At 69.2% G+C, this 15,117-nt stretch carries 12 protein-coding genes; 7 read left to right on the top strand and 5 right to left on the bottom strand.

What is annotated here, in order from left to right:
- Window positions 1-6 precede the first annotated feature (6 nt).
- A complete protein-coding gene (locus tag BCO18175_RS37945; protein ID WP_174988717.1) occupies window positions 7-918 on the bottom strand; it encodes a LysR family transcriptional regulator in 912 nt (303 codons plus the stop codon).
- Window positions 919-1,012: 94 nt separating this feature from the next.
- Here BCO18175_RS37945 and BCO18175_RS37940 point away from each other — a divergent pair, with 94 nt between their 5' ends.
- Together BCO18175_RS37940 and add are read left to right on the top strand one after the other, a co-directional pair.
- A complete protein-coding gene (locus BCO18175_RS37940; protein ID WP_174988716.1) occupies window positions 1,013-2,362 on the top strand; it encodes an NCS2 family permease in 1,350 nt (449 codons plus the stop codon).
- A gap of 46 nt (window positions 2,363-2,408) precedes the next feature.
- Window positions 2,409-3,509, top strand: a complete 1,101-nt coding sequence (add, locus tag BCO18175_RS37935; RefSeq protein ID WP_174988714.1) for an adenosine deaminase — start codon at window positions 2,409-2,411, stop codon at window positions 3,507-3,509.
- Window positions 3,510-3,539: 30 nt separating this feature from the next.
- On the opposite strand, the gene BCO18175_RS37930 is transcribed toward add, so the two are convergent.
- Window positions 3,540-3,992, bottom strand: coding sequence for a nuclear transport factor 2 family protein (locus tag BCO18175_RS37930; protein WP_174988713.1), 453 nt, complete (start codon window positions 3,990-3,992; stop codon window positions 3,540-3,542).
- A gap of 258 nt (window positions 3,993-4,250) precedes the next feature.
- On the opposite strand from BCO18175_RS37930, the gene BCO18175_RS40715 reads away from it, so the two are divergent.
- Both BCO18175_RS40715 and BCO18175_RS37920 read left to right on the top strand, forming a co-directional pair.
- Window positions 4,251-5,513 carry a hypothetical protein gene (locus BCO18175_RS40715; protein ID WP_254608233.1) on the top strand — a complete coding sequence of 421 codons (1,263 nt, stop codon included), beginning with the start codon at window positions 4,251-4,253 and terminating at the stop codon, window positions 5,511-5,513.
- A gap of 48 nt (window positions 5,514-5,561) precedes the next feature.
- Window positions 5,562-7,448, top strand: coding sequence for a WG repeat-containing protein (locus BCO18175_RS37920; protein ID WP_174988711.1), 1,887 nt, complete (start codon window positions 5,562-5,564; stop codon window positions 7,446-7,448).
- Between the two features lie 33 nt (window positions 7,449-7,481).
- Here the strand turns inward: BCO18175_RS37920 and BCO18175_RS37915 are convergent, their stop codons facing one another.
- Window positions 7,482-9,710 carry a penicillin-binding protein 1A gene (locus BCO18175_RS37915; protein ID WP_174988709.1) on the bottom strand — a complete coding sequence of 743 codons (2,229 nt, stop codon included), beginning with the start codon at window positions 9,708-9,710 and terminating at the stop codon, window positions 7,482-7,484.
- 194 nt (window positions 9,711-9,904) lie between these two features.
- On the bottom strand, window positions 9,905-11,410 hold the full coding sequence (locus BCO18175_RS37910; RefSeq protein ID WP_174988707.1) for a PLP-dependent aminotransferase family protein: 1,506 nt from the start codon (window positions 11,408-11,410) through the stop codon (window positions 9,905-9,907).
- Window positions 11,411-11,533: 123 nt separating this feature from the next.
- Between BCO18175_RS37910 and BCO18175_RS37905 the strand changes: the two genes are divergently transcribed.
- On the top strand, window positions 11,534-12,172 hold the full coding sequence (locus BCO18175_RS37905; protein ID WP_174988705.1) for an FMN-binding negative transcriptional regulator: 639 nt from the start codon (window positions 11,534-11,536) through the stop codon (window positions 12,170-12,172).
- Window positions 12,173-12,227: 55 nt separating this feature from the next.
- Here BCO18175_RS37905 and BCO18175_RS37900 read toward each other — a convergent pair whose 3' ends face one another.
- Window positions 12,228-12,809, bottom strand: a complete 582-nt coding sequence (locus BCO18175_RS37900; protein WP_174988703.1) for a thioredoxin family protein — start codon at window positions 12,807-12,809, stop codon at window positions 12,228-12,230.
- Between the two features lie 227 nt (window positions 12,810-13,036).
- On the opposite strand from BCO18175_RS37900, the gene BCO18175_RS37895 reads away from it, so the two are divergent.
- Window positions 13,037-13,777, top strand: coding sequence for a response regulator (locus tag BCO18175_RS37895; RefSeq protein WP_034190595.1), 741 nt, complete (start codon window positions 13,037-13,039; stop codon window positions 13,775-13,777).
- Window positions 13,774-15,096, top strand: coding sequence for an ATP-binding protein (locus BCO18175_RS37890; RefSeq protein WP_174988701.1), 1,323 nt, complete (start codon window positions 13,774-13,776; stop codon window positions 15,094-15,096). The genes BCO18175_RS37895 and BCO18175_RS37890 overlap by 4 nt, the downstream gene beginning before the upstream one ends.
- Window positions 15,097-15,117: the final 21 nt, after the last annotated feature.

Below are 15,117 nucleotides of genomic sequence, written 5' to 3'. Positions count from 1 at the left end.
ACGCAATCAGATGTGCTTCGCAATCCACTCGCGGCAGGCCCGCACGTGCGGGCCGCGATCGTCGCCGGCGAGCGAAATCAGCGAGATCGCGCGCGTGACGCGCGGTTTGTCGACGCGCAGTGCGACGAGTTCGGGGTCGTGCAGATGCATGGTGTAGAGGCTCGGCAGCACGGCGGTCGCGAGGCCGTTGCGCGCGAGCGCGTAGAGCGGCTCGGTGTATTCCATCCGGTACGTGACGTTCAGGCGCAGCTTCTCGGCGCCGCCGGTGCGATGCAGCGATTCGCTGACGCTGCCGCGCACGAACACCGCGAGCTCGCGATCGACGAGCTTCGCCCACGTGACGCTCTTCGCGCGGGCGAGCGGATCGTCATGCCGCACGACGATCACGATCTCGTCCTCGAAGAGCTGCCGGTAGCGCAGCGTGCCGTCGTCGCTGTCCGGTTCGCGCACGCCGATGCCGAGATCCGCGACGCTGTCGCGCACGGCTTCGACGAGCGCGCTGTTCGGCAGGTCGGTGAGCGTGAAGCGCAGCGTCGGGTGTGCGTCGCGCAGTGCGTTGAGCGCGGGCAGCAGGCGGCCCGCGACCGACGGGATGAACGCGATGCGCACGGTCTGGATGCGTTCGCCGATGAGCCGCGTCATGTCGTCGAACGTGCCGCGCGCCTGGTTGAGCAGGCGTTCGGCGAGCGGCAGCACGGCTTCGCCCGCGGAGGTGAGCGTGAGCCGGTGCGCGGAGCGCGCGAACAGGCGCCCGCCGAGCAGGAACTCGATCTGGCGGGTCGACGCGGTGAGCGCGGGCTGCGTGAGCGACAGCGCCTGCGCGGCCTGCGTGAAGCTGCGTGCGTGGGCGAGCACGACGAAGTGCTGGACCTGCCGCAGCGTGAGTGCGGGCAGCAGCGACGAGCGGTCGGACGACATCGGGCAATAACGGTCGGGATGCGGTACGCGGCAGTATAAGACCGCGCTGCATGAATCGACACAGGACAATATTCGGAATCACAGGAGAACCACCATGTCAGCGACTGACACGATGCCGGCGCGAGCGCCGGCCAACTGGCTCGAACGCCGCTTCGCGCTCGCCGCGCGCGGCACGAGCGTGCGCACCGAGACGATCGCGGGTATCACGTCGTTTCTCGCGGCCGCGTACCTGCTCGTCGTGATTCCGTCGCTGCTGGCGACGGGCGGGATGGAGCGCGGCGCGGCGACGACCGCGACGATCATCGTGTTTGTGCTGTTCACCACGCTGATGGGGCTCTACGCGAACCTGCCGTTCCTCGTCGGCCCCGGCATCGGCGGCTCGGTGATCATCGGCGTGACGCTCGCGACGACGGAGCACGTCGGCTGGCAGACCGGCCTCGGCATCGCATGCGTGTCGGGCGTGCTGTTCTTCCTGCTGACGATCCTCGGTGCGCGCGGTGTCGTGGTGCGGCTGATACCGGTGCAGATCAAGCTCGGGCTCGGCGCGTCGATCGGGCTGTTCGTCACGATGCTCGGGCTGCGCAATGCGGGGATGGTCGTCGCGAACGCGAAGACCAATGCGTTCGCGCTCGGCGATTTCTCGCGGCCCGGCGCGCTCGTCGCGCTGATCGGCCTCGCGGTCGCGGTCGTGCTGCAGGCGCGCAAGGTGCCCGGCGCGATCCTGATCGCGATCCTCGTCGCGGCCGCGGCCGGTGTGCCGCTCGGCGTCACGCATCTGCCCGCGTCGTTCGTGTCGCTGCCGCACAGCATCGCGCCGATCGCGTTCAAGCTCGATATCGGCAGCGCGTTGAGCCTCGCGGCCGCGCCGTACCTGTTCGCGTTCTTCGCGGCGGAATTCTTCTCGACGCTCGGCACCGCGCTCGCGGTCGGCGCGAAGGCGAACCTGCTCGACGAACAGGGCAACCTGCCGAACATCAACCGGCCGTTCCTCGTCGATTCGCTCGCGGCGACGATCGGGCCCGTGTTAGGCATTCCCGCGCTGACCGCGCTGATCGAATCGGCGGCAGGCGTCGAGGCCGGGGGCCGAAGCGGGTTGTCGTCGCTGGCTGCGGCCGTGCTGTTCGCCGCGATGCTGCTGTTCGTGCCGGTCGCGCTCGCGATCCCGAAAGAGGCGACCGCGCCGGCGCTGATCCTGATCGGGCTGTCGATGTTCGCGACGATCCGCCATACGCATTTCGACGACTTCACCGATGCGCTGCCCGTGATGTCGATGGTGCTGCTCACGCTGATGTCGAACAGCTTCGGCACCGGCATCGCGGGCGGGCTACTGTGCTACGTGCTCGTCAAGCTGCTGGCCGGCCGCTGGCGCGACGTGTCGTGGGGGCTCGTCGTGCTCGCGATTCCGCTCGGCTATTACTTCTGGACCGTCGTGAAGCCGCACTGAGAGACGGCTTTCGCGACGCATCGGCACTACCCCAAAAGAGACTGCAATGAAGGCAACACCAGGTAACGTCCCGGCCGCGCGCACGGGCATCGAGATCACGCCGGCCCATCGGGCCTTCTTCCATGCGCTGCCGAAGGTCGAGCTGCATTGCCACCTGCTCGGCGCGGTGCGGCACGATACGTTCGTCGCGCTTGCGGAGCGCAGCGGCGCGCCGATCGAGCGCGCGGAGATCGACGCGTTCTATGCACGCGGCGAGAAGCCGGTCGGCGTGCTGCACGTGCTGCGCGCGCTCGACAAGTATCTGCTCACGCAGCCGGACGACCTGCGGCGGATCGCCTACGAGTATCTGGAGGATGCGGCCGCGCACAACGTCCGGCATGCGGAATTCTTCTGGAATCCGACAGGTACGGTGCGCGTGTCGGGCATCGCGTATGCGGACGCGCAGGCCGCGATCGTGACGGCGATCCGCGACGCCGCGCGCGACTTCGGGATCGGCGCGCGCCTGATCCCGAGCATCGACCGCGAGCAGGATCCGGATGAAGCGGTGGCGATCGTCGAATGGATGAAGGCGAACCGCGCGGACGAAGTGGCGGGGCTCGGGATCGACTACCGCGAGAACGACCGGCCGCCGGAACTGTTCTGGAAGGCTTACCGGAATGCGCGCGCGGCGGGTTTTCGCACGACCGCGCATGCGGGCGAGTTCGGGATGCCATGGCGCAACGTCGAGACGGCCGTCGATCTGCTGCAGGTCGATCGCGTCGATCACGGCTATACGATCGTCGACAACCCGGAGCTGTGCGCGCGCTATGCGGAACGCGGGATCGTCTTCACCGTCGTGCCGACGAATTCGTACTACCTGCGTACGCTGCCGCCGGAGCAATGGGCGGAACTGCACCCGATGCGCAAGATGCCGGGCCTCGGGCTGAAGATCCATCCGAACACCGACGATCCGACGCTGCACAAGGTCAATCCGTCGGAGGCGTGGGAGCTGATGTTCAGCCATTTCGGCTTCACTGTCGCCGAGCTGAAGCAGTTCATGCTGAACGGGATCGACGGCGCGTGGGTGACCGACGCGACGAAGGCCGCGTGGCGTGCGGCATGGGCGCCGGAGTTCGATGCGCTGGCAGAGACGCTCGCCGCAGGCTGAGCGCGGCTGCGTTTTGCGCCGGCCGGCGCTTCAACCGGCCGGCGATTCGCTCAGGGGCAGGTGGTAGCGCAGGTCGCCCGCGAAATCGAACAGCGTGTAATCGCGGAACGAAAAGCGCCACGCCCCGTCGACGCGTTCGAATGCGTCGTGATAGCGGCCCGCAGCGATCGGTTGCAGCGGGAACCCGTCGACGGCCTGCAGCACCGTGTAGTACGAGCGTGCTGTCGCGCGATGCGCGGCTTCGTCGATCTCGATGATCGGATTGCTCACCACATGCTTCGTGCGCGGCGTGCCGCACGGGTAGCGCTTCACACTCGCGCCGAACAGCGCGAGCAGTTCATCCGCGCCGATCGTCGGCGCACCTTCCCGCGTCTTGATGCGCGCGTGCCGGAACAGCCCGGCCACGCCCGGCAGGTCGCCGGCGTCTATGAGTTCCGCGTAGCGGTAAAGCAGGTTCGCGATATCGACTGCGCTTTGTGTCATGCGGGCTCCACCGTCGTTGAGCGATAACGACGATGGTGCGCGGTGCGCAGCAGGGCCGCTTCGTCCGGGTGGACTAATCCGGCGCTCCGCGCCACCCCTTTCCATTTCCCTGCACATCGCCGGTATGGGCCCGCGCCGGCTGGCACACGTCGCCCGCGTTCGCTATATTGGCGTCCGGTAGCGATCGGTCGTGTCGCAGCCGCCGTGCGCTGTCGCGCCGGACATTCCCAAAACAATTCGAAGAGAGAGGCTTCTACCGTGCGTACCCCTTTGTTCTGTCTGCTGTTGCTCGCGTCGCTGTCCGCGCGGGCCGGCACTGCCTGTGATGCATTGCTCGGCGATTACGCACCGGCGGCCGGCAAACCCGCGACGCTGCGCGTCGAGAAAGTGGGCGGCGAGATCGTGCTGCGCGTGCGCGACGCCGGCCAGTGGAGTGTCGAAACGTCCCCGACGCACGAGGCCGAGCTGGAAACCGAAGGCCCGGACAAGGCGCCGCCGGGTGCCTGCGTGCTCGACGTGCCGGGCGGCGAGCTGATCAAGATGCCGATCGGCGCGCCGTATCAGGTCACGTCGATTACCGGCAGCAACTTCGAGACGAAGCATTCGACGACAGGCGTCGTGATGCTGGCGATGCAGGGCTTCCAGGTCAACGGCATGGAACTGTATCCGGTCGCGCGCAGCGGCGATTCGCCGCCTGAACCCGTGAAGGCGGTGGCGGGCCGGGAGATCGCCGATGCGGGCCCGTGCCCGGGCCATCGTCCGCCGGACATGAGCCAGGCCGACTTCAACGCGCTGCCGGAACCCGTGCACACGTATTTCGCTGGACTCGAACCGCTGCGGCAGCGCGGGTTCGTGTGCGGTCAGGCGTTCGACGAGATCGTCGGCGACGGCCTGACGTCGAACAACGACAAGGAAGTCGAAACGATGTGGCGCTGGATCGGCGTGCTGTTGCGCGCGCATCAGGTGCCGCGTGACGATGTCGGCCGCGACGATCGCTGGCGCGTGGCCGGCCAGTTGCTGCGGCAGAACCGGCCGGACGCAGGCGCGCAGGCATCGCCCGATCGCGCGCGCCGGCAGGCGCTCGTGCTCGACGCGCTGGTGCCGAACCTGCCGCCGCCAGACACGTTGCGCGACGGCCGCGAAGAGCAGGCGAGCGACCTCGTCGCCGAAATCGTGAAGCTGCCGGAGCCGGATGCGCTCGCCGTGCTCGGCAAGCTCCAGGCACGAGGCATGTTGCGCTGGCAGCTCCATGACAACAACCCGTACCGGCTCGCCGACGTCGCGTTGCCGGACGCATTGAATCCGCCCGTGGCGGCTTCGGTCTTCACGCTGCTGGCGAAGGATGCAAACCCGGTCGTGCTGAACGACGATGCGCTGCTCGACGGCGAGGTCACCGCGCGCCGTGTCGACGGTGTGCAGCGCCTGCTCGACGCCGGCGTGAAGCCGTCCGCCAAAGTGCTGGCGGATGCCGCCGACACCCCGGAGATCCTGCGGCTGCTGAAGGCATCCACCGCACGCTGACGGCGATCGAGCCGACGCAAACCAACGATTACGAGGGCGACCCTTCCGATGGGCAATCGAGCATGGCTCTATCTCCAGGCCAGTGATGGAGACGACGCGCGGACGATCGAGTTCGCGGAATCCAACAATCACTTTCCGCTGCTGTGGCGCGTGCTGCTCGCCGACGGCGGCGCGGGCGACGCGATTACGGATCAGCGTGTGTTCGGCGACGCGGGCACGCCGAATCTCGCCAGCGATGCGCGTGCGGCGCATGCGCGACTCAGCCGGCTCGCGTCGTTCGTCGTCGCGCATCCGCTGCCCGGCGACGATCCGGCGCTCGCGCGCCAGTTCGATGCGGTCGTGCGTCATCTCGGCGAGTCGATCGACGCGCTCGGCGATGCGCATGGCGCGCCACGGTTTTCCGCGAATCTCGACGAGTTGTCATGGCTCGACGGCAGCGATCCGGACGCATTCATCAACCAGGAGCGGGACAACTGCACGCGCCTGTGGTGGCGGGTCGCGAACTGCATGGATTTCCGCGACGTGCGCGGGGTGCGCGACGCGCTCGAGATCGAATCGCGTTCCGACTGGCGCGACTGGGCGTGGGGCTTCGGGTTCGGCGGCATGTCGCATCACTATTTCGCGCGTCAGGAGCCGCCGCGCGGCGTGACGTTCGCCGAGATGTTCGATGCCGGCGAGGTGCACGGCCACTGGCTCGATCACGACACGTTCAGCTTTCGCGGGCGCAACGGCCTGTGGGGCGTGCGGCGCGAGAACGACGACGCATGGGACGTGATCGTGCAGCCGGAGTGGGCGAACCTGTGGCGCAGCGGCGCGCCCGACGACCGCTTGTTGTGGGTGGCGCGCGACGGGCAGGTCGGCCTGCTGCTCGCCGATGAGGACGGTGCACGGATCGTGCTCGAGCCGGCATTCGACGAAGTGTGGGACTTCACGGACGGCATCGCCTGCGTGCGCGTCGGCGAGCGCTTCGGGCTCGTGCGCACGGACGGCACGTGGGTGCTCGAGCCGTTGCTCGACAACTTCGGCGAGTTCTCCGGCGGGCTGGCGTCCGCGAGCCTGGGCGAACGCTGGGGTTTCGTCGACACGAACGGCGCATGGGTGATCCCGCCGCGTTTCGACGATGCGCAGGAGTTCGTGAACGGCACCGCCGTGGCGGTGCGCGAAGGCGAGCACTGGGGGCTGGCCGATCGCGACGGACGGTGGCTGGCGCGGCCCGAATGGACGTCGCTCGAATGGTCGTTCGAGTGCGGCGCATTTCTCGCGCAACGGGGCGATCACGTCGGTCTCGTCGATCTGAACGGCCGGACGGTCGTCGAGCCGCGTTACGCGGAAATTGCCAGGCTGATCGACGGCGAGCGGACGGAGACCGTGGCCGACCTTGGCGCGATCCGCCACATCGTGCGGCGCGACGACGGGCGTTGCGCAATTGTCGACGGGCAGGGCCGCGCGCTGACGCCGTTCGATTTCATCAACATGGGCGCGCTGTCGTGGCTGCCTGACGCGGAGGCGGTGCCGCGCGATTGGGTCAGGCGCTACGCGATCGGCATCCTGCCGGGTGAGCCGGTACATGTCGCGATCTGCGATCTCGATACGGGCGCGACGCTTGTGCAGGGGCGCTACGACGACGTGGACGGTGTGTCCTGGGGGGCAGGGCTCGGCTGGCTGGCCTGCGTGCAGGACGACGACGGCGACGATGTGCGGGCGACCGTGTTTCGCGCGGACGGCACCGTGCTGCATCCGGCGCGTTATACGCGGATCGGTGACGACTCGCTGTTCGACGAGCGTGCAGCGCACGCGTATCTGATGCCGTGGTATGTCCGCCGCGTCGCGATCGCGCGGAACTGGCGCAACGGCGAGCCGGTCGCGGCATTGCGCGACGACGGTGTGCCGGTCTGGTTGTACGCGGACGGGCGAGTGACGACGGCGCGTCGGTAAAACGCGCCGGCGTCGTGCCCACGGGCGGCGAGATCAGCGGAAGAACCTCAGCCAGTCGAACAGGCCCGGATGCGGCGCGCGCCGCCGCGGCGCCGGCGCGCTGCGCGGCCGGAAGTCTGGCGAGAACTGCACGCGCGGGTCGATCGCCCGCGCGCGCAGCGCCGCATCGTAGAACGTGCCGACGATCGGCAGCGCGCTGTGCGCGCCCGCGCCCCAGTAGTCGCTGCGCAGCGTCACGCTGCCGTCGTCGAAGCCGACCCACGCGCCGGCCACGAGCTGCGGATGCATCAGGATGAACCAGCCGTCCGCGTTGTCCTGCGTCGTACCCGTCTTGCCGGCGACGTCGATGCGGATCCCGTAGCGCGAACGGATATCGGCGCCGGTGCCGCGATCGACGACGTCGCGCATCACGTCGACGAGCGTCTGTGCCGCGGGCTCGGGCAGCGCACGTTCGGGCGGCGCGCTGCCGAAGGCGGCGAGCACCTTGCCGTCGCGATCCTCGATGCGCGTGATCATCTGCGGCGCGACGTACACGCCGCGGTTCGCGATCGTGCCGTACGCAGACACCATCTCCTTCAGCGTGACGGGGCTCGTGCCGAGCGCGAGCGACGGCACTGCGTCGAGCGGGCTCTCGCGCACGCCCATCGCGCGCGCGAGCTGCACGACCTTCGTCGCGCCTTCCTGCTGCATCACCTGCGCGGTGATGCGGTTGCGCGACAGCGCGAGCGCGTCGCGCAGCGTCATCGGTTCGCCCGTGGGCGGCTCCTCGTCGGTCGGGCGCCAGACCGCGCGGCCGCCGATCGGGATCGCCACGGGGCGATCGACGAACGTATCGCCCGGCCGCATGCCGTCCGCGAACGCGGCGCCATAGACGAACGGCTTGAACGTCGAGCCGGGCTGGCGCCGCGCCTGCGACACGTGATCGAACGGCTCGCTGCCGAAATCGGGGCTGCCGACCCACGCGCGGATCGCGCCGTTGCGCGGGTCGATCGCGACGAAGCCGGCCTGCACCTGCGTCTTGCGCTCGCACAGCGCGCGCATGAATTCCCGATTGGCGCCGAGCTGCTTCAGCGCCGCGACATCGGTGAGCCCCGTGTCGCGGGCCTGCCGGTAGTCGGGCGTCTGGCGAATGAAGCCGCGGAACAGGTCATTGCGCAGCCCGCAGCCGGACGGGCCGCGCCACGCGCTGTCGGCGATCGCCTGCAACCGTTCGGTCTGCCCTGTCAGCGCCTGCGTGGCCATGTCCTGCAGCCGCGCGTCGAGCGTCGTGCGCACGACGAGGCCGTCCGAGTACAGGTCGTAGTTGTTGCGATCGGCCCACGCGATCAGCCATTTGCGCAACTGCACCGCGAAGTGCGGGGCGAGGCCGGGCTGCCCCGACTGCGGCTCGAAGTCGACGCGCAGCGGCTGGCGCTGCAGTTTCGCGAGCTGCCGCGGCGTCAGCATGTGCATCTGCGCCATCCGGTCGAGCACGATGTTGCGCCGCTGTACCGCGCGTTCGGGATTCAGCACCGGGTTGTAGTAGCTGTTGCCCTTCAGCATCCCGACGAGCGTCGCGCTTTCGACGATGTCGAGCTGGTCGGCCGATTTGCCGAAGTAGGTGCGCGCGGCCATTTCGACGCCGTACGCGTTGTACAGGAACGGCACGGTGTTCAGGTAGGTCTCGAGAATCTCGTCCTTGCTGTACACCGACTCGATCTTGAACGCGGTGATCAGCTCCTTCACCTTGCGCGTGAGCGTCGGCGCGCGGCCGACTTCATCCGGATACAGGTTGCGTGCGAGCTGCTGCGTGATCGTCGAGCCGCCCTGGCGGTTGCCCGAAAACGTGTGCAACCCGGCCGCGAGCGTGCGGCGCAAGTCGATGCCGTGATGCGTGTAGAAGCGGTGATCCTCGGTCGCGATCAGCGCATCGACCATGTGCGGCGAGATCTGCTTGAGCGGCACCCATTCGCGGTTGACGGGCCGGAACTCGGCGATCAGCTGGCCGTCGGCGGACAGCACGCGCGCGGGGCGGTCGATGCGCGCCTTGCGGATGTCGCCGATGCTCGGCGTGAACGGAACGAACGCGAGCAGCACCAGCAGGCCCAGCACCGGTATCGCGGCGAGCGTCAGCGCGACGCCGCGGCGTGTCGGATGACGCAGGCGATGCAGCACGCCGGCGCCCAGCGCGCGGATGCGCGCGCGGCAGGCAGCGGCGAACGGTGCGACGCGGGCGCGGCAACGGAGCCACGCGTCTCGAAGAAGCGGCACGAAGCGATTCAAGGCGGCAGGAGCGCGGATGGAAGAGGCGCGATCCTAGCAAACGGCGCAGGTGCGCCGGCCGTGAAAACGGTCGTTTGCTTGCAGGATTTACAGACGATTACGTTTGTTGCTCGCTGACAATCATTTGCGGCACGCGCGGTCGCGATTCCGCAGACGAATCGCTGCCTGCCGGCCGTTGCGCGGGTGCCGCCCGATCAGCGCTGCGCGACGCCGGTGGCCGTGGCGACCACATCCGCGAGCCGCTGCGCGGCCGCTTCCATCTGCGCGCGGCCGAACCCGCCGAAGCCCAGCACGAGCCCCGGGCGGGCCGTGCCGGGCGCGAACATCGGCGACACCGCGCGCACCGCGACACCGGCTTGCGCGGCGCGCTCGACCACGTCGAGATCGTCGATCCCTTCCGCGAGCCACAGCACGACATGCATCCCCTGGTCGCCCGGCTGTACCCACGCGCGTTCGCGCGGCAGCCGCGCACCGAGCGTGTCGATCAGCAGCGCGCGCTGCTCCGCGTACACGCCGCGCACGCGGCGGATGTGGCGGTCGAGATGGCCTTCCGCGATGAACGCGGCCAGCACGTGCTGGTCGGCGGTCGGCACATGACGATCCATCAGCACGCGAGCGCCACAGAACGCGGGCACGAGATCGTCGGGCGCGATCACGTAGCCGAGCCGCAGCGACGGAAACAGGATCTTGCTGAACGTGCCGAGGTAGATCACGCGGTCGGGGTCGAGCCCCTGCAGCGACGGGAACGGATAGCCTTCGTAGCGCAGCTCGCTGTCGTAGTCGTCCTCGACCACCCACGCGCGCTGCGCACGCGCCCACGCGAGCAGCGCATTGCGCCGCGCCATGCTGAGCGGCATGCCCAGCGGGTACTGGTGCGACGGCGTGACGAACGCGACCCGCGCGTGCGGCGCGAGACGGATGCCGGCGTCGACATCAAGACCGTCGGCGTCGACCGGCACCCGCACCATCGCGTCGCCCCGCCCCGTGCTGTCGAGCAGCGCGGTGATGCCGCGATAGGCCGGATTCTCGACCCACGCCTGATCGTCCGCGCCGAGCAGCACCTGGCTCGCGAGATGCAGCCCCTGCTGCGTGCCGCTCGTGATCACGACCTGGTCGGCATGGCAGCGCACCGAGCGCGAGCGGCGCACGTAGTCGGCGATCGCCTCGCGCAACGGCAGCGCGCCTTGCGGATCGGCATAGCCGGACGGCGCGCCGGCGCCGCGTGCGCGCAGCCGGTTGCCGAGCCGTCGCCAGATGTCGTCGGGGGCGGTGAGGCCGATCGGCACCGAGATCGCGAACGGCATGGCCGGCAGCGGACGGAATTCGCCGGCGATCCGCGCGAAGGTGGCGGCCGGCTCGGGCAGGCCGGTGTGCGCCGGAGGGCGGCGCGGCGCGGACGGTGCGGGTTCGGGGCCGGGCGGCGACTCCGCGAGCGCGTTCGCGATCCGCGTGCCCGCGCCGCCGCGTGATTCGAGAAAGCCTTCGGCGATCAGTTGCGCATACGCATCGACGACGGTGCCGCGTGCCACCTGCAGCGACGTGGCGAGCAGCCGTGTGGACGGCAGCGTGTCGCCGGGCCGGACGTCGCCGCGCCGCACGGCTTCGCGCAGCGCCTGCGCGAGCTGGCGGCTCAGGTCGCCGGCGCCACGATCGAGCGCGCCGAGCGACGGGATTTCGACGTTCCGGGTCGTTCTTGCCATGATTCTGGTCTGCTGAAATTGTTCCAAACCGGCTCTACAGCATAAACCAGTTTGGAGCCACAATCGCCGCATGACGGGCCAGCGCCTGATCCATTCCAACCCCCGCATGACCGTGGAGCCGACATGTACGTCCCCGCCGATTTCAACGAACCCAACCCCGACGCGCTGCGCGAGCTGATCGTGCAGCATCCGTTCGGCAGCCTGATCACGCACGGCAACAGCGGGCTCGACGCGAACCACATCCCGTTCGAGTTGCTGCCCAGCGATGGCGGGCTCGGCGAACTGCATGCACACGTCGCGCGGGCGAATCCGGTCTGGCAGGACGTCGCGAACGGCGACGAGGTGCTCGTGATCTTCCGCGCGGGCGACGCATACATCTCGCCGACCTGGTATCCGAGCAAGCATGTCGCGCACCGGCAGGTGCCGACGTGGAACTACGTGGTCGTGCATGCGCACGGCCGCATCACGGTGCGCGACGACGAGAAGTTCGTGCGTGGCGTGGTCGCCCGGCTGACGCGCACGCACGAGGCGTCACAGCCGGTGCCGTGGAAGATGGGCGACGCGCCGGCGGATTATCTCGACGAGATGCTGCAGTCGATCGTCGGGCTGCAGATCGAGATCACGCGGCTCGTCGGCAAGCGCAAGCTCGGGCAGAACAAGGCGGAGGCCGATATCCGCGGCGCCGGCGACGCGCTGGTCGCGAACGGCAACCTCGCGATCGGGGAAGCGATGATCGAGGCGGCCGACGCGAAGCGCGGGTGAGCGCCCCCGGCAGGCACGCGCGAGCGGGCAAGCGCCATGCCCGCTCGCCGGCCCGTTACTGCGTGCGCGTCGTGCCCTTCGCGCCTTCACCGGCCTGCGCGAGCGCTTGGCGAATCGCCGCCTCGGTCTTGTCGTACCCGCCTTCGCCATAGCGCGTATAGACGACCTTCCCGTTCGCGTCGATCAGGTACAGCGCGGGCCAGTACTGGTTGCCGTACGCACGCCACGTGTCGTAGCGGTTGTCCTGCGCGACCGGATACCGGATGCCGAAGCGCTTGATCGCATCGGCGACGTTGCCCGCGTCGCGCTCGAACGGGTACTCGGGCGTATGCACGCCGACCACGACGAGCCCCTGGTCGCGATACTTCCGGTCCCACTCCTTCACGTACGGAATCGTATGAATGCAGTTGATGCACGAGTACGTCCAGAAATCGACGAGCACGACCTTGCCGCGCAACTGGCCGAGCGTCAGCGGCGTGGTGTTGTGCCAGCGGTCGATGCCGGTGAAATCGGGCGCCGCCGTGCCGGCCTGCGAGGCCGGCATGCCCGCGTCGTCGCGGGTGCCCGCGAAGGCGGCGAGCCCGGCCGTGGCGGCAAGGGCGAAGACGAGGGCGGCGATCTTGAGTCGGGGCAGCATGGCGTTCTCCTGAGCGGGAGGCCGCTGCTCGCAGGCGGCGGCCGGACGGGTTTCGACAGGCCCCATTAGGCGTCGCAGACGTATCTGCGATGTGTCCGGCGAGCTACGCGTGTGCAATGTTGTGTGTCGTCACGGCGGCGCGATACATTGGGATACAAACGCATGCCCGCCGTGCGGTATAAAAGCGGACATCGCCTGCCCGAATACCTCGACACCGACAACGACTCATGGACAAGATCGACCACGTGCTGATCGTCGACGACGATCGCGCGATCCGCGAACTGATCGCGGATTATCTGGAAAAGAACGGCATGCGCGTCTCGCTGGCCGCGAACGGCCGCGAGATGCGCAACGTGCTGGACGACGGCGCGCCCGACCTGATCGTGCTCGACCTGATGATGCCGGGCGAGGACGGCCTCACGCTGTGCCGCGACCTGCGCGCCGGCAAGTTCCGGACGGTGCCCGTGCTGATGCTGACCGCGCGCGGCGAGGAAACCGACCGCATCATCGGCCTCGAGATGGGCGCCGACGATTACCTGGCCAAGCCGTTCGCGGTGCGCGAGCTGCTCGCGCGGATCCGCTCGGTGCTGCGCCGTGCACGCATGCTGCCGCCCGGCATGCAGGTGACGGAAACAGCGGAGATGCTCGCGTTCGGTGAATGGCGGCTCGACACGACCGGGCGCCACCTGCTCGATGCCGAAGGCACGCTGGTCGCGCTGAGCGGCGCCGAATACCGGCTGCTGCGCGTGTTTCTCGACAACCCGCAGCGCGTGCTGACGCGCGACCAGTTGCTCAATCTCACGCAGGGGCGGCAGTCCGACCCGTTCGACCGGTCGATCGACCTGCTCGTGAGCCGGCTGCGCCAGCGCCTGCGCGACGGTGCGCGCGAACCGCGCTACATCAAGACGCTGCGCAACGAGGGCTATGTGTTCTCGTCGGCCGTGACCGCCGTCGACGGTACGCCATGAGCGCGCGCATGCCGTGGCACTGGCCGCGCTCGCTGTTCGCGCGGCTCGCGCTGATCCTGTGCGTGGGCCTCGCGCTCGCGCAGACGCTGTCGTTCTGGCTCACCGTGACCGAGCGCGACCAGGCGACCACCAACCTGATGATGGGCTACATCGAGCGTGAGGTCGCGAGCTCGGTCGCGCTGCTCGACCACCTGCCGCCGGCCGAGCGCGCCGCGTGGCTGCCGCGCCTCGCGCGGCGCAGCTATGCGTTCATCCTCGGGCCCGGCGAGACCGGCACGCCGCCGGAAGCGCGGCTGTCGGCGCGCGTCGAGCGGTCGATCTCGGACGGCATCGGCGGAGACTACCCGCTGACCGCGAACGCGATTCCCGGCGACCGCGAACATCTGCAGGTGCACCTGCGCCTGACCGACGGGTCGCCGCTGACGATCGACATCCATCCGATGTCGACGGTGCCGCTGTCGGGCTGGCTGCCGGTCGTGCTGGTGCTGCAGCTCGCGGTGCTGGCCGCGTGCTGCTGGCTCGCGGTGCGGCTCGCGACGCGGCCGCTCAAGCAGCTCGCGCAGGCCGCCGATGCGCTCGGCCCCGACCTGAAGGGCGAGCGGCTGAACGAGGGCGGGCCGTCCGAAGTCGCGCGCGCCGCCCGGGCGTTCAACGCGATGCAGGATCGCATCGCGCAGTACATGGCCGAGCGCATGCAGATCCTCGCGTCGATCTCGCACGACCTGCAGACGCCGATCACGCGGATGCGCTTGCGCGCCGACATGATGGACGACGACGCGCAGGGCGCGAAGCTGCGCCAGGACCTGCTCGAGATGGAGCATCTGGTGAAGGAGGGGGTGGCTTACGCACGGACGCTGCACGGCACCGAGGAGGCCGCGCGCCGCATCGATCTCGATGCGCTGCTCGACAGCATCGTGTGCGACTACACGGATGCGGGGCAGGACGTCGCGCTGCATAGCCGCGCGCCGCTCGCGCTCGTCACGCGGCCGAAGGCGCTGCGCCGCATCGTCGGCAACCTCGTCGACAACGCGCTGAAGTTCGCGGGCGCGGCCGAGATCGACGTGCACGCCGCGCCGGACGGCGGCGCGGTGATCGCCGTGCTCGACCGCGGGCCCGGCATTCCGGACGATCAGCTCGACGCGGTGTTCGAACCGTTCCGGCGCGTGGAGACGTCGCGCAACCGCGAGACGGGCGGCACGGGGCTCGGCCTGGCGATCGCGCGGCAACTCGCGCTCGCGATGGGCGGCACGCTCACGCTGAGCAACCGGGCGGACGGCGGCGGGCTGGAGGCGCGGCTCACGCTGAAGAATGCGGGGTGATGTGATGCGGCGCGGTTTCGG

Origin of the sequence: Burkholderia lata (genome assembly GCF_902499335.1) — a bacterium.
Lineage (GTDB): Bacteria > Pseudomonadota > Gammaproteobacteria > Burkholderiales > Burkholderiaceae > Burkholderia > Burkholderia lata_B.
The sequence above is the reverse complement of the archived record's forward strand: the minus strand, read 5'-3'. Positions and strand labels throughout refer to the sequence as shown.

What these genes read in the sequence shown, in the direction of transcription:
- BCO18175_RS37945 (WP_174988717.1), bottom strand. Translation starts at nt 918, where the DNA reads ATGTCGTCCGACCGCTCGTCGCTGCTGCCCGCACTCACGCTGCGGCAG.
- BCO18175_RS37940 (WP_174988716.1), top strand. Translation starts at nt 1,013, where the DNA reads ATGTCAGCGACTGACACGATGCCGGCGCGAGCGCCGGCCAACTGGCTC.
- add (WP_174988714.1), top strand. Translation starts at nt 2,409, where the DNA reads ATGAAGGCAACACCAGGTAACGTCCCGGCCGCGCGCACGGGCATCGAG.
- BCO18175_RS37930 (WP_174988713.1), bottom strand. Translation starts at nt 3,992, where the DNA reads ATGACACAAAGCGCAGTCGATATCGCGAACCTGCTTTACCGCTACGCG.
- BCO18175_RS37920 (WP_174988711.1), top strand. Translation starts at nt 5,562, where the DNA reads ATGGGCAATCGAGCATGGCTCTATCTCCAGGCCAGTGATGGAGACGAC.
- BCO18175_RS37910 (WP_174988707.1), bottom strand. Translation starts at nt 11,410, where the DNA reads ATGGCAAGAACGACCCGGAACGTCGAAATCCCGTCGCTCGGCGCGCTC.
- BCO18175_RS37905 (WP_174988705.1), top strand. Translation starts at nt 11,534, where the DNA reads ATGTACGTCCCCGCCGATTTCAACGAACCCAACCCCGACGCGCTGCGC.
- BCO18175_RS37900 (WP_174988703.1), bottom strand. Translation starts at nt 12,809, where the DNA reads ATGCTGCCCCGACTCAAGATCGCCGCCCTCGTCTTCGCCCTTGCCGCC.
- BCO18175_RS37895 (WP_034190595.1), top strand. Translation starts at nt 13,037, where the DNA reads ATGGACAAGATCGACCACGTGCTGATCGTCGACGACGATCGCGCGATC.
- BCO18175_RS37890 (WP_174988701.1), top strand. Translation starts at nt 13,774, where the DNA reads ATGAGCGCGCGCATGCCGTGGCACTGGCCGCGCTCGCTGTTCGCGCGG.